The following is a 22,922-nucleotide window of genomic DNA, read 5'->3' as shown; positions in this document are numbered from 1 at the left end:
TGCTCGGAGTGAGCGCCCTCCCCGAGTGAGGAGGAAGGTGGTCCGTCCCGGCCCGTGGGACCGGGACGGACCGGTCAACTACGACAGTACCAGCAGGCCGTTGGTCTGCTTGCGCGCGACCTCGAAGCGTGCCTGGACGTCGGCCCAGTTGACGATGTTCCAGAACGCCTTGACGTAGTCAGCGCGGACGTTCTTGTAGTCGAGGTAGTAGGCGTGCTCCCAGACGTCGAGCAGCAGCAGCGGGACGGTACCGGCCGGGAAGTTGCCCTGCTGGTCGAAGAACTGCTGGATGTTGATGCGCTGACCGAGGGTGTCCCAGGTGAGCGCGGCCCATCCGGATCCCTGCACGCCGAGCGCCGCGGCGGTGAAGTGCGCCTGGAACTTGTCGAAGCTGCCGAAGTACTCGTCGACGGCCGACTCGAGCTCGCCGGTCGGCTTGTCGCCGCCGTCCGGGGAGAGGTTGTTCCACCAGATGGTGTGGTTGACGTGACCGCCGAGGTTGAACGCGAGGTCCTTCTCGAGCTTGTTGACGTTCGTGAAGTCGTTGGCGTCGCGGGCCTCAGCGAGCTTCTCGAGGGCCGTGTTCGCACCGGCCACGTAGGTGGCGTGGTGCTTGTCGTGGTGGAGCTCGGTGATGGTCGCACTGATGTGCGGCTCGAGCGCACTGTAGTCGTACGGCAATTCGGGCAGTGAGTAAACAGCCATTCTTCGTGATCTCCTCGTGTTGTCCCGTGCGCTGTCTGCACACGGCTCTGAGCGTCATCACCCAGTCTAGTGAGCGGCAACCGTCGGGGGTCGGGGCTTGTTCCCAGCATGACGAACCGCGACGATGGCGGGTCGGCGAGGATTCACGAGCTGGTTCAGTCCTCGTAATCCGCCGGGAGGTTGGCGTCCGTGCCCGGGATGCCGAGATCGCTCGCGTGCTTGTCCGCCATGGCGAGCAGGCGCCGGATGCGGCCGGCGATGGCGTCCTTCGTCATCGGAGGGTCGGCGAAGTGGCCCAGTTCGTCGAGGCTGGCCTCACGGTGGTCGAGGCGCAGGGCACCGGCGTACTGCAGGTGGTCGGGGACCTCGTCGCCCAGGATCTCGAGGGCGCGCTCGACGCGCGCGCAGGCCGCCACGGCCGCCTGGGCGGAGCGGCGAAGGTTGGCGTCGTCGAAGTTGACGAGGCGGTTCGCGGTCGCCCGGACCTCCTTGCGCTGCCGCATCTCCTCCCAGGAGGTGACGGTGCCGGTGGCACCCATGAGCGACAGCATGCCGCTGATCGCGTCGCCCTCGCGGATGACGACCCGGTGGATGCCGCGGACCTCCCGCGCCTTCGCGGAGACACCGATGCGGCCGGCGGCACCGACGAGCGCCATCGCGGACTCGTTACCGGGGCACACGACGTCGAGCGACGCAGATCGGCCGGGGTCGGTGAGGGACCCGGTGGCGAGGAACGCCCCCCGCCAGACGGCGGCGAGTTCGTCGCGCGACCCGGTGGTCAGCCGGTTCGGCAGCCCGCGGACCGCACGCCGTCGTGCGTCGAGGAGTCCGGTCTGTCGGGCGAGGGTCTCGCCTCCCTCGATGACGCGCACCACGAACAGGCTCGGTTTGCCCGAGCTGCCGGGGTTCTGCACCAGGATCTCGCTGCGGATCCCGTAGAGCTCGCCGATGTCGCGACGCACCCGCTGGGCGAGGGTCGGACTGTCGAGTTCGGCTTCGATCGCCACGCGTCCGGAGATCGTGTGGAGTCCGCCGGAGAAGCGGAGCAGGGACGCGAGCTCGGCCGCTCGGACCGAGTTGCGGGTCTCGCGGACGAGCGCCAGTTCGTTCTTGACGTCGGCGGTGAGGGCCACGGTGGTTCCTATCTGTCGTGATCGCGCCGTCGGAGTGCGGCGTCGATCCTGCATGTTCGCGATCCGGAGGCGTAGTGCCTCGGACCGTTCGGGCTCCGCCGCGGCTGCGTCGGGCCCGTGGGCGTCATTCGCGCCCGAGGTCTCGGTGCCGGACGTGCACGGCGACGCCGGACTGGTTCCGCAGTCGGTCGGCGAGCTCGAGGGCGACCGCGACCGAGCGGTGCTTGCCCCCCGTGCAGCCGACGGCGATGGTGACGTGACGCTTGTTCTCACGCTGGTACCCCGCGAGGACGGGTTCGAGGGCATGGGCGTAGCTCTCGAGGAACTCGGCGGCTCCGGTCTGCGAGAGCACGTACTCACTCACCTCGGGGTCCTGACCGCTCAACGCACGCAGCTCCGGAACCCAGAACGGGTTCGGGAGGAACCGCATGTCGGCGACGAGGTCCGCATCAGGCGGCAGGCCGTACTTGAACCCGAAGCTCAGCACGGTGACCTGGACACCCGGTGTCTCCGCGCCGGCGAAGAGCTCACGCGTGGTCGTGGCGAGCTGGTGGATGTTGAGGTCGCTCGTGTCGATGATGACGTCACTCGACTCACGGATCTCGCTCAGTCGGTGACGCTCAGCCACGATGCCGTCGAGGATCGTTCCCTCGCCCTGCAGCGGGTGCGGCCTGCGGACGGCTTCGAACCGGCGGACGAGCGCCGCGTCGGTCGCCTCCAGGAAGATCATGCGGAGGTGCGTCCCGCCCCGGAGCGCCGGCACGATCTCCTGCAACTCGCTGAAGAAGTCGCGGCCCCGGACGTCGACCACCGCGGCGATCCGCGGCAGACGTGATCCGGCGCGCTCGGCGAGGTCGACGAGGGGACGGAGCATCTGCGGGGGCAGGTTGTCGACGACGTACCAGCCGAGATCCTCGAGCGCGTTCGCGACGGTGGAGCGTCCGGCGCCGGACATCCCCGTGACGATGAGGACTTCCTGCTGGTGCTGCGGCTGGCCCGGGGTCATCGACACGCTTTCCTCGAAGGTCTGAAGTCCCAGCCTACCCATTCCGCGAGGCTTGCGAGGGCTGTGCGGAGCCGGAGGTCAACGCCTCGTGCACCGTGGCCGCCAGTTTGTCGCCGATGCCCTTGACCTCGGTGATCTCGGCCGGCGTCGCGGTCTTCAAGCGGGCGACGGATCCGAAGTGTTTGAGCAGCTCGCGGACCTTCGCCGGACCGAGCCCGGGGATCTCGCCGAGGACGGTCGAGATGTCGCGCTTCCGCTTCTGGCGCTGGAAGCTGATGGCGAACCGGTGCGCCTCGTCGCGGACCCGCTGGAGGAGGAACAGCGCTTCGCTCCCCCGCGGCAGGATCACCGGATACGGGTCCTCGGGCAACCAGATCTCCTCCAGTCGCTTCGCCAGTCCGCACAGGGTGATCCCGGTCAGGCCGGACTCCTCCAGCGCACGCGCGGCGGCGGCGACCTGCGGTTGCCCGCCGTCGACGATGAGGAGCTGCGGCGGATAGGTGAACTTCCGGCGCTTGCGTTCCCCCGTGGTCTCGTCGACCGTCTCGACGGGCTCGGACGACGTGAGGTGCGCGAGTCGCCGGGAGACGACCTGGTAGATCGAGTCGGTGTCGTCGGTGGACTCGGCGACGCCGAAGCGGCGGTACTCGTCTTTCCGGGACAGCCCGTCCTCGAAGACCACCATCGACGCGACGATGTTGGTACCGCTCAGGTGCGACACGTCGAAGCACTCGATCCGCAGCGGCGCCTCGGGCATCCCGAGTGCATCGCGGATGTCCTCGAGCGCCTGCGTCCTGGCCACGAAGTCGGAGCTGCGCCGGGTCTTGTAGAGCATGAGGGCCTGCTTGGCGTTGACGACCGCGGTCTCCATGAGCGTCGCCTTCTCGCCGCGCTGGGCGACGCGGAGGGCGACCTTCGAGCCGCGGCGTTCGGCCAGCCAGTCCTCGAGGCTCTCGGCGTCGTCCGGCAGTTCCGGAACGAGCACCTCTCTCGGGACCTCAGTCCCGCTCGCGGCGGCGTACACCCGTTGGACGACGCTGTCGACGAGCTCGGCGGTCGACATGTCGAGCTCCTTGTCGACGGTCCACGACCGCACACCGCGGATGCGGCCGCCACGGACGACGAACTGCTGCACCGACGCGGCGAGCTCGTCGTGGTCGATGCCGAACAGGTCGGCGTCCACGGCGTCGCGCAGGACGACCGCGCTCTTCGCGAGCACCTGGTCGAGCGCCTGGAGCTGATCCCGGTAGACGGCCGCGGACTCGTAGTCCTGGCGGGCCGCGGCGGCCTTCATGTCGGCGGTGATGCGCGTCGTGAACCGGCGGTCGTTGCCGACCATGAACGAGACGAAGTCGTCGACGATCGCGCGGTGTTCCTCGATGGTGACCTTGCCGGAGCACGGCCCTCCGCACCGCCCGATCTGCCCGGGGAAACAGGGCTTCCCCGAGGCCATGGCCCGCTTGTACGCCGAGTCGGAGCAGGTGCGGATCGGGAAGACCTTGATCATGAGGTCGACCGTGTCGTGGACGGCCCAAATCTTCGGGTACGGGCCGAAGTACTTGGCCCCCGGGATCCGGGTGTTCCGGGTGACCATGACGCGCGGCGCCTCGTCACCGAGGGTGACCGCGAGGTACGGGTACGACTTGTCGTCGCGGAACTTGACGTTGAACGGCGGGTCGTACTCCTTGATCCACGTGTACTCGAGCTGCAGCGCCTCGACGTCGCTGCCGACCGTCGTCCAGGTGACCCCGGTCGCGGTCGTCACCATGCGGCGCGTGCGCTCGTGGAGGGTGTGCAGGGGCGCGAAGTAGTTGCTGAGCCTCGCCCGGAGGTTCATCGCCTTGCCGACGTAGAGCACCCGGCCCGAGTCGTCGCTGAAGCGGTACACGCCGGGCATGGTGGGGATCTCCCCCGCCTTCGGCCGGTACGCCAGACCACTTCCGCCGCGGACGGCCGCCACGTCAGCCCGCCTTGCGGCTGCCGCCGGCCTCTGCCTCGAACAGTTCGTTCAGGAAGAAGCCCGTGTGGCTGCCGGGGACCGTCGCGAGGTGCTCGGGTGTTCCCGCGGCGAGGACCGTCCCGCCACCGGCTCCACCCTCGGGGCCCATGTCGATGAGCCAGTCGGCGGACTTGATGACGTCGAGGTTGTGCTCGATCACGATGACCGTGTTGCCCTTGTCGACGAGCCCGCCGAGGACGAGCAGCAGCTTCCGGACGTCTTCGAAGTGCAGACCCGTGGTCGGCTCGTCGAGGACGTAGACGCTGCGCCCGTTGCTCCGCCGCTGCAGCTCCGTCGCGAGCTTGACGCGTTGGGCTTCGCCGCCGGACAGGGTCGTGGCGCTCTGGCCGAGACGGACATAGCCCAGGCCGACCTCGACGAGCGTCTTGAGGAACCGGTGGATCGAGGAGATCGGCTCGAAGAAGTCGGCAGCCTCGGCGATCGGCATGTCGAGCACCTCGGCGATGTTCTTGCCCTTGTAGTGGATGGTCAGGGTGTCGCGGTTGTACCGCGCTCCCCCGCACACCTCGCAGGCGACGTAGACGTCGGGCAGGAAGTTCATCTCGATCTTGATTGTGCCGTCGCCCGAGCAGGCCTCACAGCGGCCGCCCTTGACGTTGAAGCTGAACCGCCCGGCGAGGTAGCCGCGGACCTTGGCCTCCTGCGTCTCCGCGAAGAGGTTGCGGATCTTGTCGAAGACGCCGGTGTACGTGGCGGGGTTCGAGCGAGGGGTGCGGCCGATGGGCGCCTGGTCGACGTGGACCACCTTGTCGAGGTGCTCCAGACCCGTGACCCTGGTGTGCTTGCCGGGCAGCTTGCGCGCGCCGTTCAGCTTGTTCGCCAGGACCCGGTACAGGACGTCGTTGACCAGCGAGGACTTCCCGGAGCCGCTCACGCCGGTGACGGCGGTGAGGACTCCGAGCGGGAAGTCCGCGCTGACCTTCTTCAGGTTGTTCGCCTGCGCTCCGATCACCTGGATCTGACGCTTCGTGTCGATCGGGCGACGCTTCGCCGGGATCTCGATGGCCTTGCGGCCGGAGAGGTAGTCACCGGTGAGGGACTCGGTGTTGGCCTCGAGCGCCTCGTACGATCCGGAGTGCACGACACGGCCGCCGTTGACGCCCGCGCCGGGACCGATGTCGACGATCCAGTCGGCGGTGCGGATGGTGTCCTCGTCGTGCTCGACGACGATCAGCGTGTTGCCGAGGTCGCGGAGGGCGACGAGGGTCTCGATGAGTCGGCGGTTGTCGCGCTGGTGCAGGCCGATGCTCGGTTCGTCGAGGACGTAGAGCACGCCGGTGAGGCCCGAGCCGATCTGCGTCGCGAGGCGGATGCGCTGCGCCTCACCACCCGAGAGGGAGCCGGCGGTCCTGGCCAGGTCGAGGTAGTTGAGCCCGACCTGGATGAGGAAGTCGAGGCGCACCTTGATCTCACGGAGCACCTGCGCCGCGATGTGGGCCTCGCGGTCGCTCAGTTCGAGGCGGTCCATGAACTTCCGGGCGTCGGAGAGGCTCAGCTCGGCGACCTCCGCGATGCTGTGATCGTGGATCAGGACCGAGAGCACCTCGGGCTTCAGGCGACGACCGCCGCAGACCTGGCACGGGACTTCGCGCAGATACTCCGACCACCGCACCCGTTGGCTGTCGGTGTCGGCCTGGAGGTACTGCCGCTCGATGTAGGGGATGACGCCCTCGAAGCCCGAGGAGTAGCTCATCTCACGGCCGAAGCGGTTCTTCCACTTGACCTTGACCTTGAAGTTGTCGCCGCGGAGTACCGCCTCCTGGACCTTGGAGGGCAGGTCGCGCCAGGGGGTGTCGAGCGAGAAGTCGAGGTCGCGGGCCAGCCCGTCGAGCAGCTTCTCGTAGTACTGGTAGAGCCCCTTGCCCTGCGTGGTCCAGGGCACGATGACGCCCTCGTTGATGCTGAGTTCCTCGTCGCCGAGGAGCAGCTCCGCGTCGACCGACATGCGCGTGCCGAGGCCGGAGCACTCCGGGCAGGCACCGAACGGGGCGTTGAACGAGAACGTCCGCGGCTCGATCTCGGTCAGCTGCAGCGGGTGGTTGTTCGGGCAGGAGAGCTTCTCGGAGAAGGTGCGCCAGGCTTCGTCGCCCTCCTCGTCGACGAAGTTGATCGTCACGAGGCCGTCGGTGAGCTGCAGTGCCGTCTCGAGGGAGTCCGTCAGGCGGCCGAGGATCTCGGGCCCGGCGACGAGGCGGTCGACGACGACCGCGATGTCGTGCTTGACCTGCTTCTTGAGCGTCGGCGGCTCCGCCAGCTGGATCGCCTCGCCGTCGACGATGGCGCGTGCGAAGCCCTTGGCCGAGAGCTCCTTGAAGAGGTCGACGAACTCGCCCTTCTTCTGGCTCACGACGGGGGCGACGATCTGGTACCGGCGTCGCTCCTCGAGCTCCATCAGCTGGTCGGCGATCTGCTGCACCGTCTGGCGTTGGATGACCTCGCCGCAGACCGGGCAGTGCGGGACCCCGATGCGCGCCCAGAGCAGCCGCATGTAGTCGTAGACCTCGGTGATCGTCCCGACGGTCGACCGCGGGTTGCGGTTCGTGGACTTCTGGTCGATCGAGACCGCAGGGCTCAGGCCCTCGATGAAGTCGACGTCCGGGCGGTCGACCTGACCGAGGAACTGGCGGGCGTACGCCGAGAGCGACTCGACGTAGCGTCGCTGGCCCTCGGCGAAGATCGTGTCGAAGGCGAGCGAGGACTTCCCCGAGCCCGAAAGACCCGTGAAGACGACGAGCGAGTCGCGTGGGATCTCGAGGTCGACGTTCTGAAGATTGTGGACGCGGGCACCGCGGACGCTGAGCGTGGAGTGGTGATCTACCTTGGCAATTGACACCCTTCGAGTCTACGCAGCACCACCGACACCGGACTCCCGAGCGGTGTCTGTGGTACTGCGCTCTCAGCGAAGCGGCGGACTAGATGTGCCCGGCCTTGGCCATCTGTCGGAGTTCCTGCTTGAGTTCGGAGACCTCGTCGCGGAGGCGGCCGGCGAGTTCGAACTTGAGTTCGGCCGCGGCGGCCAGCATCTGGGCGTTGAGGTCGGCGATGATCGACTCCAGGTCGTTCGCGCCCTCGGCGGCGATGCCCTCCCGACGCAGGTTCGGCGTCGGACTCTTCTTCTTGCCGTTGTCGCGTCCGGCGAGCAACGCCGCGGTGTCCGCACCTTCTCGGGCGAGCGCCTCGGTGATGTCGGCGATGCGCTTGCGCAACGGCTGCGGATCGATGCCGCGCTCCTCGTTGTAGGCGATCTGCTTCTCCCGGCGACGGTCTGTCTCCTCGATCGCGCGCTTCATCGAGTCGGTCAGGACGTCGGCGTACATGTGGACCTCGCCGGACACGTTGCGGGCGGCACGACCGATGGTCTGGATGAGCGAGGTCGACGAGCGGAGGAAGCCCTCCTTGTCGGCGTCGAGGATCGCCACCAGCGAGACCTCCGGGAGGTCGAGCCCCTCGCGCAGCAGGTTGATGCCGATGAGGACGTCGTAGACGCCCTGCCGGAGTTCGCTCAGCAGCTCGACCCGCCGGAGGGTGTCGACGTCGGAGTGCAGGTAGCGGACGCGCACGCCGGCCTCCGTCAGGAAGTCGGTGAGCTCCTCCGCCATCTTCTTGGTGAGGGTGGTCACGAGGACGCGCTCGTCGCGTTCGGCGCGGACCCGGATCTCCTCGAGGAGGTCGTCGATCTGGCCGTTGGAGGGCTTCACGATGATCGCCGGGTCGACGAGGCCGGTCGGGCGGATGATCTGCTCGACGATGCCGTCCGCGATGCCCATCTCGTACTTGCCCGGCGTCGCCGAGAGGTACACCGTCTGGCCGACGCGGTTCTTGAATTCGTCCCACCGGAGCGGGCGGTTGTCCATCGCGCTCGGGAGTCGGAACCCGTGCTCGACCAGGGTGCGCTTGCGGGAGGCGTCGCCCTCGAACATCGCGCCGATCTGCGGAACGGTGACATGCGACTCGTCGATGACGGTGAGGAAGTCGTCTGGGAAGTAGTCGAGGAGGCAGTTCGGTGCCTCGCCGGCCGAGCGGCCGTCGATGTGGCGCGAGTAGTTCTCGATGCCGGAGCAGAAGCCGATCTGCTGCATCATCTCGAGGTCGAAGGTGGTGCGCATGCGGAGTCGCTGCGCCTCGAGGAGCTTGCCCTCGCGTTCGAGCGACTGGAGCCGCTCCGCCAGTTCTTCCTGGATGGTGCCGATGGCGCGCTGGATCGTCTGCGGGCTGGCGGCGTAGTGGGAGGCCGGGAACACCGACACCGCGTCGAGCCTCTTCACGACGTCGCCGGTGAGCGGGTGCAGGGCGTAGAGGGCCTCGATCTCGTCGCCGAAGAACTCGATGCGGATCGCGAGCTCCTCGTAGACCGGGATGATCTCGATGGTGTCGCCGCGCACACGGAAGTTGCCCCGCGAGAAGTCGACGTCGTTGCGGTTGTACTGCATGCCGACGAACTTGCGGATGAGGCGGTCGCGCCCGATGTTCTGCCCGACCTGCAGCGCCGCCATCGCCTCCAGGTACTCCTCCGCCGCACCGAGACCGTAGATGCACGACACGGTCGACACGACGATGACGTCGCGACGGCTCAGCAGCGAGTTGGTGGTCGAGTGCCGCAGCCGCTCGACCTCGGCGTTGATGGACGAGTCCTTCTCGATGAAGGTGTCGGTCTGCGGGACGTACGCCTCGGGCTGGTAGTAGTCGTAGTAGGAGACGAAGTACTCGACCGCGTTGTTCGGCATGAGTTCGCGGAACTCGTTCGCCAGCTGGGCCGCGAGGGTCTTGTTGTGCGCCAGGACGAGCGTCGGGCGCTGGACGGCTTCGATGAGCCAGGCGGTCGTCGCGGACTTACCGGTACCGGTGGCACCCAGGAGGACGACATCGGTCTCGCCGGCGTTGATGCGCCCGGACAGCTGCTCGATGGCGGCGGGCTGATCGCCGCTCGGCTCGTACTCGCTGATCACCTCGAAGGGGCGGACGGCGCGTGTTGGTTCCATGCTCCGAGTCTACGGAGGACCACCGACACCGCCGCCCCGCTTCGCCCACAGCGGAGCGGGGCGGCGCGCTCAGACGCCGTCCTGGCGGTCGGGCGCCGGTACGGCCATCGCGGCGGCGCGGTGCCAGACCGCGTCGACCTGGCTGAGGGTGTGCTCGAGCGAGCCGGAAGTGTCGATCACCACGTCGGCGACGGCTGCGCGCTGCTCCTCGGTCGCTTGGGCCGCGATGCGTCGTTCCGCCTCGCCCCGGTCGAGCCCGCGGAGGTCGACGAGCCGACGGGCGCGCTCCCCCTCCGGAGCTGCGGCGACGACCACGAGGTCGAACTCGTCGGCGCGGCCGGTCTCGACGAGCAGCGGGACGTCGTAGACGACGACGGCACCGGGGTCGTTCGAGGCTTCGGCGATCCGGGCCTGTGAACGCCGTTTGACCTCCGGGTGCACGATGGCGTTGAGGTCGGCCCGCGCCTGGTCGTCGGCGAAGACGATCGAGCCGAGCGCCGCGCGGTCGAGTGCTCCGTCGGGCCCGATCACGTCGGCACCGAAGCGCTCCGCGATGGCGGCCAGTCCCGGGGTCCCCGGCTCGACGGCCTCTCGTGAGAGGACGTCCGCGTCGATGACGACGGCGCCGTGTTCAGCGAGCCGGGCCGCGATGGTCGATTTGCCGGAGGCGATCCCGCCGGTGAGGCCGATGAGGTACATATCAGCCAGCGTACCCGCGGAGCGTGCAGCGCCTTCGACGAGCGCCCCTCGCACAACGCAGCAGGGGGCCGCCCGAAGGCGACCCCCTGCTGGACACCGACGCTGGTCGGTGCTGATGGGACTAGTTGCTCGAGAGCTTCTCGCGGAGGGCCGCGAGGGACTCGTCGTCAGCGAGCGTGCCGCCGCCGGCGGAGTCGCTCGAGAACGAGGAACCGGCCGACGAGGACGCGGTCGAGGAGGAAGCCTGGTTGGCCTCTTCGACGGCTGCGGCAGCGACCTGCTTCTTGTGCGCTTCCCAACGAGCCTGGGCGGCAGCGTAGTCCTGCTCCCACTTCTCGCGCTCGGCGTCGAAGCCTTCCTTCCACTCCTGCGTCTCGGCGTCGAAGCCCTCGGGGTACTTGTAGTTCCCGAGCTCGTCGTACTCCGTGAGCATGCCGTAGAGGGCCGGGTCGAACTCGGTGCCCTCGGGGTCGACACCCTCGTTGGCCTGCTTGAGGCTCAGCGAGATACGGCGACGCTCGAGGTCGATGTCGATGACCTTGACGAAGACCTCTTCGCCGACCGACACGACCTGCTCGGCGAGCTCGACGTGCTTGCCGGAGAGCTCCGAGATATGCACGAGGCCCTCGATGCCGTCTGCGACGCGGACGAACGCACCGAACGGGACGAGCTTGGTGACCTTACCCGGTGCAACCTGGCCGATGGCGTGGGTGCGGGCGAAGACCTGCCACGGGTCCTCCTGGGTCGCCTTGAGCGACAGCGAGACGCGCTCGCGGTCCAGGTCGACCTCGAGGATCTCGACGGTGACTTCCTGACCGACCTCGACGACCTCGCTGGCGTGCTCGATGTGCTTCCAGCTGAGCTCGGAGACGTGGACCAGACCGTCGACGCCGCCGAGGTCGACGAACGCGCCGAAGTTGACGATCGAGGAGACGACGCCCTTGCGGACCTGTCCCTTCTGGAGGTTGTTGAGGAAGGTGGTGCGGCTCTCGGACTGCGTCTGCTCGAGGAGCGCACGGCGCGACAGGACCACGTTGTTGCGGTTCTTGTCGAGCTCGAGGATCTTCGCCTCGATCTCCTGGCCGAGGTACGGCGTGAGGTCGCGGACGCGGCGCAGCTCGATGAGCGAAGCCGGGAGGAAGCCACGGAGGCCGATGTCGACGATGAGGCCGCCCTTGACGACCTCGATGACCGAACCGGTGACGACGCCGTCGGATTCCTTGATCTTCTCCACGTCGCCCCAAGCACGCTCGTACTGCGCGCGCTTCTTCGACAGGATCAGACGGCCTTCCTTGTCCTCCTTCTGGAGAACGAGAGCCTCGATCGTGTCGCCGACGTTGACGACCTCGGAGGGGTCGACGTCGTGCTTGATGGAGAGTTCACGCGAGGGGATGACACCCTCGGTCTTGTAGCCGACGTCGAGGAGGACCTCGTCGCGGTCGATCTTCACGACGGTGCCCTCGATGAGGTCGCCGTCGTTGAAGAACTTCAGAGTCTTTTCGACCGCTGCGAGGAAGTCCTCAGCAGATCCGATGTCGTTGATTGCGACCTGCTTGGGGGCGGTCGTTGCGCTTGTCATGTAGTAATTGCTCCAGGTGGACAATGATTCAGGCCGGCCTCGCGCACGGCTCCGGACCCGTGGATGACCACGGACGTTGATCGAAGCGATGCTGTTGTGTGAACCGATCCGGGGATCGGTGTCGCTCTGCGAGACGGGCAGGCGGATAGGACGTCACAATTGTGACAGTCCAGTCTAGCGATTTTCCGGGTCTGCAGGCAAGCCGCGGTCGGAGAGGATGTCCCGCAGCGCTGGATCGAGCGTCGGGTGCTCGAACCGGTAGCCCGCCTGCAGCAACCGCTCCGGCAACGCCCAGCGACTCTTCAGGACCAGCTCGCTCTCGGTCCGCAGGACGGACATCCCGATCTCCAGCAACCAGCGGGGTGCGGGGAGGCCGACCGGCATCCCGAGCACGTACCGCACGGTCCGCATGAATCCGCGGTTGTCGGTGGGGTTCGGTGACGTCACGTTGACGACGCCGTCGAGTTCGGGATGGCCACGGAGGAACCGGACGATCCCGATGACGTCGTCCAGGTGGATCCAGCTGAACCGCTGCCGCCCGCCCGGCGTCCCGAACCGGTGATCCGTGCCGGCGGCACGACGCGATCGGGAAGTGGGCCAGTGACCGTCCAGTTGGGGTCCGCCGAGGCCGAGACGCGCCAACCACCTGAGCGGGGTGAGTGCTCCGCCGTCCCCCAGGACGATCGCGATGCGGAGGGCGACCCGTCGTGTCCCGGGCAGCTCGTCCGCGAAGAACGCCTGCTCCCAGGCGGTCGCGACGTCGACGGAGAACCCGGAACCGATCTCACCGTCGGCCTCCGTCATCGGGCGGTCGTCGGCATGGCGGTAGATCGTGGCGGTCGACGAATTGATCCAGAGCGGCGGAGGCGAAACGGCTGCACGCACCGCCCGCGCCAGCTCCGTCGTCGTGTCCACGCGGGATCGGAGGATCTCGGCGCGGTTCGACGGGGTGTAGCGACAGTTCACGCTCTTCCCGGCGAGGTTGACCAGGAGGTCCGCGCCGTCGACCAGCCGGGCGATGCCCGCGTGGTCACCCCATCGCGCGTCGGCGGCACCACGCCCGATGACGGATACGGTGGCGCCGTCGGCCCGGAACGACTCGACCAGACGACGCCCGATGAACCCGGACGCGCCGGCGACGACGATCCGTTCAGCCGTCATCCGAGCATCGCCGTCCGCAGCGTGTCGAGCCCGACGCCACCGAGGTCCAGTGCCCGACGGTGGAAGTCCTTGATGTCGAAGGCGTCTCCGGCGCGGCCGGCCGCGTCGTCGCGGAGCTGTTCCCAGATGCGCTGGCCGATCTTGTACGAGGGCGCCTGGCCGGGCCAACCGAGGTACCGGTTGACCTCGAACCGGACGAACTCCGGCGACATGTTGACGTTGCGACCCATGAAGTCGAAGGCGTACTCGGCGGTCCAGGTCCCGCTGCCGTCCGGAAGCGGCTTGCCGAGGTGTACGCCGATGTCGAGGACGACGCGGGCCGCGCGCATCCGCTGACCGTCGAGCATGCCCAGGCGGTCCGCCGGGTCGTCGAGGTATCCGAGCTGTTCCATCAGGCGCTCGGCGTAGAGCGCCCATCCCTCGGCGTGGCCGGAGGTGCCGGCGAGCTGTCGGCGCCAGAGGTTGAGCGTCTTCCGGTTGACGACGGCCTGCCCGATCTGCAGGTGATGTCCTGGCACACCCTCGTGGTAGACGGTCGTGAGCTCGCGCCACGTGTCGAACTCGGTGACGCCGGCGGGGACGGACCACCACATGCGGCCAGGGCGTGAGAAGTCGTCCGTCGGGCCGGTGTAGTAGATCCCGCCCTCCTGCGTCGGCGCGATCATGCACTCGAGCGCGCGGATCTCCTGCGGGATGTCGAAGTGCGTGCGCCCCAGCTCCTCGACCGCACGGTCACTCGTCTCCTGCATCCACCGCTGGAGCGCGTCGGTGCCGTGCAGCTTGCGCGCCGGATCCTGTTCGAGGAATGCGACCGCCTCCTCGACGGACGCGCCGGGGAGGATCTCGTTCGCGATCGCCTCCTGCTCCGACACCATGCGCGCCAGTTCCTCGATGCCCCACTCGTAGCTCTCGTCGAGGTCGACCGTCGCGCCGAGGAAGCGGCGGGACTGCAGCGCGTAGAGCTCGCGGCCGATGGCGTCCTCCTGGGTCGCAGCAGGCAGCAGTTCGTGCGCGAGGAAGTCCGCCAGGCGGTTGTAGGCGACGGCTGCGGCGCCGGCACCAGTCGAGAGTTCGGCGGCGAGGGATGCCGGGAGCTGCCCGTCCGCCGGTCCGGCGTTGGCGGCGAAACCGATGAAGAACCCGTCGTCGGCGCCGGTGCGGAGGACCTGCTCGTACACCTCGGCCACCTGGCGGCCTGCCGGGGTGATCCCACGGGAGATGCCCTCGCGCAGGGTCTCGATGTACCCGTCGACCGCGTCCGGCAACGCGCCGAGGCGGGTCCGGATGGTGCTCCAGTCCTCGACCGTCGCGGTCGGCATCAGGTCGAAGACGTCGCGCAGTTCCTGCGACGGCGACGCGATCACGTTGAGGTCGCGGTACTGGAGACCGGCGTCCGACGAGGCGAGGTCGAGCTCCAGTTCCGCCGAGAGGTCGGTCTGGGTGACGCGGTCGACGGCGTCGACCGGTGCGGCGGACCGCAGCTCGCGAAGCGTGCGCGACGCGGCTTCGACGTACGCCTCGTGCCCGGCCGGCGAGTAGTCGCCGTACCGTCCGCCGACGTCCGTGCGGCCGATGTAGGTGCCGACCTCCGGCTTCAGCTGGACGAGGGTCTCCACCCAGCTCTCGGCGATGGCGTCGATCGGTGTGCTCTGACGAAGTTCTTCGTGGGACATGACGACGAGCCTAGTCCGCACCCGTCCGCCGCCCGGGTGCGGACCCGCAGGGCGCGCTCAGTGGGCTGCGGCGTCCCAGTCGTGACCGCGGCCGATCTGGACCTCCAGCGGTACCGACAGTTCGGCGGCACCGGCCATCTGTGCTCGGACGATGCGCTCCAGGGCGTCCCACTCCCCCTCGGCGACCTCGAAGATCAGTTCGTCGTGCACCTGCAGCATCATCTGCGAGCTGAGGGATTCGGAGCGCAGCTCAGACTCGATGCCGATCATGGCGCGTTTCATGATGTCGGCGGCCGAACCCTGGATCGGGGCGTTCAGCGCCTGGCGTTCGGCGTTCTCCCTGACCAGTCGGTTGGGGCTCGAGAGCTCGGGGAAGAGCCTGCGACGACCGAAGATCGTCTCGGTGTAGCCGTCGAGTTTGGCCTGCTCGACGACGTTGCGCAGGTAGTCGCGGACCGCACCGAAGCGCTCGAAGTAGTCGATCATGAGCTGCTTCGCCTCAGCGCTCGAGATCCGCAGCTGCTTCGAGAGCCCGAACGCACTCAAGCCGTAGGCGAGTCCGTACGACATCGCCTTGACCTTGTTGCGCATCGCGGGGGTCACGTCCTCGGCGGCGACGCCGAAGATGCGCGCGCCGACGAAACGGTGGAGGTCCTCGCCGGACTTGAACGCTTCGATGAGGCCGGCATCGCCGGAGAGGTGCGCCATGATCCGCATCTCGATCTGCGAGTAGTCGGCGGTCAGCAGGGTCTCGTACCCGGAGCCGGCTTGGAAGGCGGCGCGGATGCGGCGTCCCTCCTCGGTGCGCACGGGGATGTTCTGCAGGTTCGGGTCGGTCGAGGAGATCCGACCGGTGCTGGTCCCGATCTGGACGTACGTCGTGTGGATGCGGCCGTCGGGCGTGATCGCCTTGTCGAGGGTCTCCACGATCTGGCGGAGCTTCGTCGCATCGCGGTGCTCGAGGAGGAGCCCGAGGAACGGGTGCGGGCTCTTCTCCTGGAGATCGGCCAGGGCGCCGGCGTCGGTCGAAAAGCCCGTCTTGTTGGCGCGTGTCTTCGGCATGGCGAGCTGGTCGAAGAGGACCTCCTGCAGCTGCTTCGGTGATCCGAGGTTGACCTCGCGGCCGATCTCCGCATACGCGTTGCTCGCGAGCTCCGCAGCCCGGTTCCCGAGCTGCTCGGACAGGCCGCTCAGGATGTCGTGGTCGACCGTCACCCCGGTGAGCTCCATGTGGGCCAGCACCTGGAGGACCGGCAGTTCCATGTCGAGCAGCACGCCGAGCGACCCGGCGTCGAGCGCCGTGCGAGTGGCCTCGGCGACCCGGAGGGCGTACCAGGCGGTGCCGCCGACCCCCACTGGGTCGGTCTCGGGGACGAGCTGGTTCGGGTCGGCGACCGGCATCGTCTCGTCGAGATAGCGCGTGATGAGGTCGGCGATCGTCTTGTCGCCGCCGCTCGGACGCAGGAGCCAACCGGCGACCGCGGTGTCGTAGCCGAGTCCGCCGACCGTCAGGCCGGCGCGCGTGACCGCCTGGAGCTGCGGCTTGGCGTCGTGCATGATCTTCGGGGCGTCGCTCGCCAACCACGCCTCGAGCGGCGCGTAGTCGGCCTCACCGGGACGCCAGGCGAGCGAGACGATCTCCGTGGGCGTCGCGAGGCCGGCCGCGACCGGAAGGCCTCCGTCGAGGTCGAGGTGGAGACCGATCCCGGCGGGATGTGCGGCGACGGCACGGGTGATCCACGCCTCGAGCTCTTCGTCGAGCAGCTCCTTCTGCGGTGGCATGACCACGCCGCCCGCCTGCGGTGCGGACACGTCCGTGTTGGCCTCGAGTCCGTCGAGTTTGAGGACCCGATCGAGCAGCGTGCGGAACTCGAGCCGCCCGAAGACGGCCGCCACCGCGTCCGCGTCGATCGGTCGGCGTTCGAGGTCCTTCGGTCCGACAGACAGTTCGACGTCGGTGAGGAGCCGGTTGAGTCGGCGGTTGCGGACCGCGTTCTCCTTGTGCTCGCGGAGGCTCTCCCCCACCTTGCCGGTGATCTCGTCGGCGCGCTCGAGGATCTGTTCGAGGGAGCCGAACTGGTTGAGCCACTTCACGGCGGTCTTCTCGCCGACCTTCGGGATGCCCGGGAGGTTGTCGCTCGTCTCACCGACGAGCGCCGCGATCTCCGGGTACTGCTCCGGCCGGATGCCGTAGCGCTCGAAGACCTTGGCTCCGTCGTACCGGGTGAGCGCGGAGACGCCCTGGCTCGACGGGTACAGCAGGGTGACGTCGTCGGTGACGAGCTGGATGGTGTCGCGGTCGCCGGAGACGACGAGGACCCGGAAGCCCTCCTCGGCGCCCTGCTTGGCGAGGGTGGCGAGGATGTCGTCGGCCTCGTAGTCCTCTTTGCTGATCGTCGTGATGTTCATCGCCTTGAGCGCCTCTTCGAGCAGCGGCACCTGCCCCTTGAACTCCACCGGGGTCTCACCGCGCGTGCCCTTGTACTCGGGGTACTCGCGGGTGCGGAAGGAACGGCGCGAGATGTCGAAGGCCACGGCGATGTGGCTCGGGTTCTCGTTCTTGAGCAGGCTGATCAGCATGGAGATGAAGCCGTGGATGGCGTTCGTGTGCTGACCGTCGCGGGTTTGGAAGCTGTCGACCGGCAGGGCGTAGAACGCCCGGAATGCGAGCGAGTGGCCGTCGACGACGAGGAGGGTAGGCTTTTCTGATTCCGACACGCGCCCAGCCTACAAGCCGGTGCCGACACGGCTCAGGCCCGATCCGAAGGTGGACATGACGAACGAGACCGACGACGCACTCGAGTTCCTGCGGACGAGGGGCAGCGGCGCACTCGCCGCCAAGATGGGCATCGAGTTCACCGAGTTCACGGTGCAGCGATCCGTCGCCACCATGCCCGTCGAGGGCAACACCCAACCCGCGATGCTGCTGCACGGCGGGGCGTACGTCGTGCTCGGCGAGTCCCTCGGCTCGATGGCCGCCAACCTCTTCGCGGGCCCGGGCAAGCTCGCCGTCGGCATCGACATCAACGCGACGCACACCAGGTCCGCCACGGAGGGCCTCGTGACGGGTGTCTGCACCCCGATCCACCTCGGCCGCTCGCTCACCGTGCACGAGATCGCCGTCACCGACGAGCAGGGACGACGGTGCTCCACGATCCGCATCACGAACCTCATCAAGGACGCACCGACCGCCTGACGAGCCCGGCACCGAACACAGCGGAGCGGCCCGCCCCCGAGGGGACGGGCCGCTCTTGCGACGAGGGAGGAGCGCTACTTCTTGGCGCTGAGCTGCTCGATGATGGCCTGCGCGACATCGTGCATGGTGAGGCGACGGTCCATGGAGGCCTTCTGGATCCAGCGGAACGCCTCGGGCTCGGTGAGGCCCATCTTCTCGTTGAGGAGGCCCTTCGCCCGGTCGACGAGCTTGCGGGTCTCGAAGCGCTCGACCATGTCGGCGACCTCGGCCTCGAGGGTGATGATCTGCTGGTAGCGCGAGAGGGCGATCTCGATCGCGGGAAGGAGGTCGTTCGGCGTGAACGGCTTCACGACGTAGGCGAGGGCGCCTGCCTCGCTCGCCCGCTCGACGAGCTCCTTCTGGCTGAAGGCCGTGAGGAGGACCACCGGGGCGATGTGCGCCTTACCGATGCGCTCGGCCGCGGAGATGCCGTCGAGCTGAGGCATCTTGACGTCCATGATCACGAGATCCGGACGGAGTTCCGTCGCGAGGGCGACAGCGGTCTCGCCATCGCCGGCCTCGCCGACGACCTCGAAACCGTTGTCGCGGAGGATCTCGACGATGTCGAGGCGGATGAGGGATTCGTCCTCAGCGACGACGACGCGCCGTGGGGCTGCGGGAGGGGTCTCTTGCTCGGTCACCCTCAAATCCTACGGTACTCTGATGCAGGTTGCTGTTCGCCGTGCGGCGGACGCGCCGGTGTGGCGGAATGGCAGACGCGGAGCACTCAAAATGCTTTGTCGAAAGACGTGTGGGTTCGAGTCCCACCACCGGTACCAGGAACGAGCTGATGGCCCACCGGGTGCACTCGACCTGCCGACACGATGGGACCCGACACCATGACCGCAGAGCACACCGACCCGCGACAGGACGTCCACGACGCCAGCACCGACGACCGGCTCCAGGGCATCCTCGTGCAGGTCGCAGCAGACCGGTCCCTCACCCCGGACCTCGACGTCCGGGCAGCGCTGGCGGACCGTCTCAGCGACCAGGGCATCGACGTCGACGCCGCCGAGCTCGACCGTCTCGTCGGCTCACTGCCGGGTCAGCCCGGCGAGGAGCCCGGACCGTTCCTCACGGACGGCGCGACCTCGGCCGACGACGCGAACTGATCAGAAGCCGCGCTCGACGGCGGCGGCCGGACCGTCGGCCTCCGTCGTCAGCTCCGGTCCGCCGACGGCGTCGCCCGTCCAGGTGTCGACCCGCCAACCGGTCGTCGTGTCCCCGTCGACGATGATGACGCCCGTGTTCGTGATGGGGTGCGTGCCGATGAAGTGTCCGTCGACGTTCGCCCCGCGCAGCCCGAGCCAGGACCGGAGCATCGCTCCGTGGCTCACGACCACCACGCTCTCCAGTCCGGAGCCCTCGAGCTCCTCGATCACCGCGTCGAAGCGCGCGAACACCTCATGGCCGTTCTCGCCGCCCGGCATCCGGGTGTCGAGGTCGCCCATCGCCCACGCCACGATGGTGTCGATGTAGACCTGGACGGCCTCGGGCGACCCGAGCATCTCGTTGTCGCCGGCGCTGATCTCCCGGAGTCCGTCACGGACGATCACGGGAAGCCCGCTGACGTCGGCGACAGGTGCGGCGGTCTGTTGCGCCCGCACCGCGGTGGAGGCGTAGACCGCGTCGATCCGCTCCCCCACGAGCGCTTTGGGGAGGGCGGCCGCCTGCGTCTCGCCGAGTTCGGTGAGGACGGCCCCGGGGATCGCGGTGTCGAGCAGGCCGGCGACGTTGGACGAGGTCTGACCGTGTCTGATGAGGATGAGGCGCATACCTCCAGGGTAGGCGAGCGACCGGACGGCGGTCATCTCCCGGTGCGGAGTGTGTCGGGATCAGCTGCGCGGGGTCCACTGCGGTTCGGCGCTCCCCAGGACGGCCGCCGGGGACGCGTGGTCGTCGAAGGCGCTGAGCGCGGGGCGGGCCGTCGTCACCGCACCGTGGGTGACCAGGCACCGCGCTCCCGGGAGGTCGGACGGCAGGCGTTCCTCGGTTCGCGAGAGTCGCTGGAGCGCAGCACCGACGCGCGCGAGCGACACCGACGACCGGCCGGCATCACCGCCACCGACGACCCTCGCCACGTCGTCGACGATCGCCGCCGCCAGCAGGTATCCCGCGCTGTGGTCGAGCGCCTGCGCCGGCAGGGCACCCGGGACGCCGTCATCGCCCTCGACCAGTGCGATGCCCGTCGCGGCCTGGACCAGGCTGTCGAAACCTCGTCGATCACCCCATGGGCCCGTCGTACCCCAGGCGTCGACGGAGCCGGTGACCAGACCGTCGCGACCTCGCAGACCGAGGCGCTCGAGGGCGTGTGGCCGGTACCCCGTCACCAGGATGTCGGCCTCGTCGCTCAGCGTCTGCAGTGTCGCGAGGCCGCGCGGTGTCGACGCGTCGAGGGTCGCCGTCCGCTTCCCCTGGCCGCTGTCGGTGTGCTGCCAGGGGATCTCGGGGACCTGCGGTGGATCCACGCGCAGGACGTCCGCACCGAGGAGCGCGAGGGTCCTCGAGGACACGGGACCGGCGATCACCCGCGTCAGGTCGAGGACGCGGAGGCCGCGCAAGGGTTGCCGGCGCGTGGGCCGCACCCACGAGGCGATCCTCGAGCCGCTGGAGCCACCGTGGCGCCTGACGAGCGGTCCGTCACCGACCGAGGCCTGCGGTGTGGACGACCATTCGGCAGCGCTCCGGACGGCGACGAGCAGTGCGCCGACCCCGGCGGCCTCCGATTCCAGGTCGAGGGCCGAGCGGGAGGCGATCGCCGAGGCGAGCTCTGCGCGGGTGGCCTCGTCGCCGATCCCGAGCATGGCGCTCAGGCGGCGGCGATGGTGCGGGTAGTTCGCGTGCGTGCGCACCCAGCCGTCTGCTGCGGCGAAGAAGCCGGACAGTGGCGCGAACGCGTCCACGGCTGCTCCGTCGATCCGCAACAGGCGGTCGCTCTGGTAGGCCGCGGCGATCCGCTCGAGGTCGAGAGCCGTGTGCATCGGCTCGTATCCGAGGGCGATGCGGAGTCGGTCGGCGGCATCCTCCACGGCGCCGACGGCGACCGCGGCGAGCTCCAGGACGGCGAATCGGGAGGCCAGGAGTCCCGCCGCACCGGTCGCCTCACGGTCGACGCCTCCCGGCTCCAGGCCCACGGCGCTGCGGAGGGTGTCGTCGACGAGGACGGAACGGTTCATGGACATCAGGCTAGACCCACGGCGTCCGGAATCGCGGTGCCACCGCACACCCGGCGGACGACGAAGGCCGTGGTCCCCGTACGGGAGGACCACGGCCTTCGCTGCTGTCGACGACTAGAGGACGTCGCCCACCTTGTGGACGCGGATGTCGTTCGTCGTCCCGGGGATGCCGGGAGGGGAACCGGAGATGATGATGACCGGCTCACCGACGGCGGCCTTGCCCGTGGCGACGAGGACCTCGTCCACCTGGGCGACCATCTGGTCGGTGTGCGTCACGCGCTCGACGACGAAGGACTCAACGCCCCAGTTCAGCGCCATCCGACGACGGATGGCCGGGTCGGGCGTGAACGCCAGGATCGGGATCCGGTTGCGGAGACGGGCCATGCGGCGGACCGACTCCCCCGACTCCGTGAAGACGCAGAGGAACTTCGCCTCGACGAAGTCCGCCACCTCGACGGCCGCCAACGTGATCGCTCCGGCCTGGGTGCGCGGCTTCGTGCCGAGCGGCGGAACGCGGTCGAGACCGTGGATCTCGGTCGACTCGACGATCCGGGCCATGGTCTGGACCGTGATCACCGGGTAGGCGCCGACACTCGTCTCGCCACTGAGCATGACCGCGTCAGCACCGTCGAGCACCGCGTTCGCGACATCGGAGGTCTCCGCGCGGGTCGGGATGGGGCTGGAGATCATCGACTCGAGCATCTGCGTCGCGACGATGACCGGCTTCGCCATGCGGCGAGCGAGCTCCACCGCACGCTTCTGCACGATCGGGACGGCCTCGAGCGGGAGCTCGACACCGAGGTCGCCACGGGCGACCATGATCGCGTCGAACGCCTCGACGATGCCCTCGAGGTTCTCGACGGCCTGCGGCTTCTCGATCTTGGCGATCACGGGGACCTTGCGGCCCTCCTCCGCCATGATCTCGTGGACACGGTCGATGTCGGCTGCGTCGCGCACGAACGACAGGGCGATGAGGTCGGCGCCGAGACGCAGTCCCCAGCGGAGGTCCGCTTCGTCCTTCTCGCTGAGCGCGGGCACGTTGACGGCGACGCCGGGGAGGTTGATGCCCTTGTTGTTCGACACGGGGCCGGCGACGATGACGCGCGTGGTCACGACGGTGTCGTCCGCTTCAACGACCTCGACCTTGACCTTGCCGTCGTCGATCAGGAGGAAGTCGCCCGGCTTGACGTCCTGGGGCAGGCCCTTGAACGTCGTCGAGGAGATCTCCTTGGTGCCGAGGATGTCCTCGGTCGTGATCTTGAAGATGTCGCCGACGGCGAGGTCGTACGGGCCGCCCTCGAACTTGCCGAGGCGGATCTTCGGGCCCTGCAGGTCGACCAGGACGGCGACGGCACGGCCGGAGTCCTCGGTGGCCTTGCGCACGTTGGCGTAGATGGCCTCGTGCACGTCGTAGCTGCCGTGGCTCAGGTTCATCCGGGTGACATCGACCCCCGCATCGATGATGGCCCGGATGTTCTCATAGCTGGAGACTGCAGGCCCCAGCGTTGCGACGATCTTGGCTCGTCTCATGTGTGTGTGTTCTCCATGATTTCTGC

At 68.5% G+C, this 22,922-nt stretch carries 17 protein-coding genes and 1 tRNA gene; 3 read left to right on the top strand and 15 right to left on the bottom strand.

Going from position 1 to position 22,922, the window contains the following annotated elements; genetic code table 11:
• Positions 1–78: 78 nt before the first annotated feature.
• The 11 genes from RWN05_RS09570 to polA all read right to left on the bottom strand — a co-directional run bounded on the left by RWN05_RS09570 (position 79) and on the right by polA (position 17,673).
• Positions 79–705 (bottom strand): superoxide dismutase, encoded by a 627-nt coding sequence (locus RWN05_RS09570; RefSeq protein WP_064296922.1) that lies wholly within the window; start codon positions 703–705, stop codon positions 79–81.
• Between the two features lie 155 nt (positions 706–860).
• Positions 861–1,838, bottom strand: coding sequence for a DNA-binding protein WhiA (gene whiA / locus RWN05_RS09565; RefSeq protein WP_064296921.1), 978 nt, complete (start codon positions 1,836–1,838; stop codon positions 861–863).
• Positions 1,839–1,962: 124 nt separating this feature from the next.
• Entirely contained in the window at positions 1,963–2,844 is an 882-nt protein-coding gene (gene rapZ / locus RWN05_RS09560; RefSeq protein ID WP_064296920.1) for an RNase adapter RapZ, read from the bottom strand.
• 34 nt (positions 2,845–2,878) lie between these two features.
• Positions 2,879–4,804: an excinuclease ABC subunit UvrC gene (uvrC, locus tag RWN05_RS09555; protein WP_314139373.1), complete on the bottom strand. Its 1,926-nt coding sequence runs from the start codon at positions 4,802–4,804 to the stop codon at positions 2,879–2,881.
• 1 nt (position 4,805) lies between these two features.
• Positions 4,806–7,697 (bottom strand): excinuclease ABC subunit UvrA, encoded by a 2,892-nt coding sequence (uvrA, locus tag RWN05_RS09550; protein WP_314139372.1) that lies wholly within the window; start codon positions 7,695–7,697, stop codon positions 4,806–4,808.
• A gap of 79 nt (positions 7,698–7,776) precedes the next feature.
• Positions 7,777–9,843, bottom strand: coding sequence for an excinuclease ABC subunit UvrB (uvrB, locus tag RWN05_RS09545; protein WP_064296918.1), 2,067 nt, complete (start codon positions 9,841–9,843; stop codon positions 7,777–7,779).
• A 69-nt stretch (positions 9,844–9,912) separates the two neighbouring features.
• A complete protein-coding gene (gene coaE, locus RWN05_RS09540; RefSeq protein ID WP_071260194.1) occupies positions 9,913–10,542 on the bottom strand; it encodes a dephospho-CoA kinase in 630 nt (209 codons plus the stop codon).
• Between the two features lie 121 nt (positions 10,543–10,663).
• A complete protein-coding gene (gene rpsA / locus RWN05_RS09535; RefSeq protein ID WP_056005690.1) occupies positions 10,664–12,121 on the bottom strand; it encodes a 30S ribosomal protein S1 in 1,458 nt (485 codons plus the stop codon).
• 174 nt (positions 12,122–12,295) lie between these two features.
• The gene (locus RWN05_RS09530) at positions 12,296–13,282 is read right to left on the bottom strand and encodes a DUF1731 domain-containing protein (protein WP_314139370.1); all 987 of its coding nucleotides are present in this window, start codon (positions 13,280–13,282) and stop codon (positions 12,296–12,298) included.
• Positions 13,279–14,955, bottom strand: a complete 1,677-nt coding sequence (locus RWN05_RS09525; protein ID WP_079002523.1) for a DUF885 domain-containing protein — start codon at positions 14,953–14,955, stop codon at positions 13,279–13,281. Before RWN05_RS09525 ends, RWN05_RS09530 begins: the two co-directional genes overlap by 4 nt.
• Positions 14,956–15,012: 57 nt before the next feature.
• The gene (polA, locus tag RWN05_RS09520; RefSeq protein WP_314139369.1) at positions 15,013–17,673 is read right to left on the bottom strand and encodes a DNA polymerase I; all 2,661 of its coding nucleotides are present in this window, start codon (positions 17,671–17,673) and stop codon (positions 15,013–15,015) included.
• A gap of 55 nt (positions 17,674–17,728) precedes the next feature.
• On the opposite strand from polA, the gene RWN05_RS09515 reads away from it, so the two are divergent.
• Positions 17,729–18,151 (top strand): hotdog fold thioesterase, encoded by a 423-nt coding sequence (locus RWN05_RS09515; protein ID WP_079002521.1) that lies wholly within the window; start codon positions 17,729–17,731, stop codon positions 18,149–18,151.
• A gap of 74 nt (positions 18,152–18,225) precedes the next feature.
• Here the strand turns inward: RWN05_RS09515 and RWN05_RS09510 are convergent, their stop codons facing one another.
• Positions 18,226–18,831: an ANTAR domain-containing response regulator gene (locus RWN05_RS09510; protein ID WP_064296913.1), complete on the bottom strand. Its 606-nt coding sequence runs from the start codon at positions 18,829–18,831 to the stop codon at positions 18,226–18,228.
• Between the two features lie 54 nt (positions 18,832–18,885).
• On the opposite strand from RWN05_RS09510, the gene RWN05_RS09505 reads away from it, so the two are divergent.
• Both RWN05_RS09505 and RWN05_RS09500 read left to right on the top strand, forming a co-directional pair.
• A tRNA-Leu gene (locus RWN05_RS09505) sits at positions 18,886–18,969 on the top strand.
• A 60-nt stretch (positions 18,970–19,029) separates the two neighbouring features.
• A complete protein-coding gene (locus RWN05_RS09500; protein ID WP_124769355.1) occupies positions 19,030–19,302 on the top strand; it encodes a hypothetical protein in 273 nt (90 codons plus the stop codon).
• On the opposite strand, the gene RWN05_RS09495 is transcribed toward RWN05_RS09500, so the two are convergent.
• The 3 genes from RWN05_RS09495 to pyk all read right to left on the bottom strand — a co-directional run bounded on the left by RWN05_RS09495 (position 19,303) and on the right by pyk (position 22,896).
• Positions 19,303–19,965: a histidine phosphatase family protein gene (locus RWN05_RS09495; protein WP_071260372.1), complete on the bottom strand. Its 663-nt coding sequence runs from the start codon at positions 19,963–19,965 to the stop codon at positions 19,303–19,305.
• A gap of 60 nt (positions 19,966–20,025) precedes the next feature.
• Positions 20,026–21,366: a CoA transferase gene (locus RWN05_RS09490; RefSeq protein WP_314139367.1), complete on the bottom strand. Its 1,341-nt coding sequence runs from the start codon at positions 21,364–21,366 to the stop codon at positions 20,026–20,028.
• Between the two features lie 114 nt (positions 21,367–21,480).
• Positions 21,481–22,896, bottom strand: a complete 1,416-nt coding sequence (pyk, locus tag RWN05_RS09485) for a pyruvate kinase (protein WP_064296910.1) — start codon at positions 22,894–22,896, stop codon at positions 21,481–21,483.
• Positions 22,897–22,922 lie beyond the last annotated feature (26 nt).

This window comes from uncultured Plantibacter sp., assembly GCF_963518075.1.
GTDB classification, from domain to species: Bacteria; Actinomycetota; Actinomycetes; order Actinomycetales; family Microbacteriaceae; genus Plantibacter; species Plantibacter flavus_A.
The sequence above is the reverse complement of the archived record's forward strand: the minus strand, read 5'-3'. Positions and strand labels throughout refer to the sequence as shown.

Bases quoted from the DNA above. Each gene is read 5' to 3' on its own strand.
- RWN05_RS09500 (WP_124769355.1), top strand. From the start codon at position 19,030: ATGACCGCAGAGCACACCGACCCGCGACAGGACGTCCACGACGCCAGC.
- coaE (WP_071260194.1), bottom strand. From the start codon at position 10,542: ATGTACCTCATCGGCCTCACCGGCGGGATCGCCTCCGGCAAATCGACC.
- RWN05_RS09570 (WP_064296922.1), bottom strand. From the start codon at position 705: ATGGCTGTTTACTCACTGCCCGAATTGCCGTACGACTACAGTGCGCTC.
- RWN05_RS09490 (WP_314139367.1), bottom strand. From the start codon at position 21,366: ATGAACCGTTCCGTCCTCGTCGACGACACCCTCCGCAGCGCCGTGGGC.
- uvrB (WP_064296918.1), bottom strand. From the start codon at position 9,843: ATGGAACCAACACGCGCCGTCCGCCCCTTCGAGGTGATCAGCGAGTAC.
- rapZ (WP_064296920.1), bottom strand. From the start codon at position 2,844: ATGACCCCGGGCCAGCCGCAGCACCAGCAGGAAGTCCTCATCGTCACG.
- pyk (WP_064296910.1), bottom strand. From the start codon at position 22,896: ATGAGACGAGCCAAGATCGTCGCAACGCTGGGGCCTGCAGTCTCCAGC.
- RWN05_RS09515 (WP_079002521.1), top strand. From the start codon at position 17,729: ATGACGAACGAGACCGACGACGCACTCGAGTTCCTGCGGACGAGGGGC.
- RWN05_RS09495 (WP_071260372.1), bottom strand. From the start codon at position 19,965: ATGCGCCTCATCCTCATCAGACACGGTCAGACCTCGTCCAACGTCGCC.
- rpsA (WP_056005690.1), bottom strand. From the start codon at position 12,121: ATGACAAGCGCAACGACCGCCCCCAAGCAGGTCGCAATCAACGACATC.
- RWN05_RS09530 (WP_314139370.1), bottom strand. From the start codon at position 13,282: ATGACGGCTGAACGGATCGTCGTCGCCGGCGCGTCCGGGTTCATCGGG.
- RWN05_RS09525 (WP_079002523.1), bottom strand. From the start codon at position 14,955: ATGTCCCACGAAGAACTTCGTCAGAGCACACCGATCGACGCCATCGCC.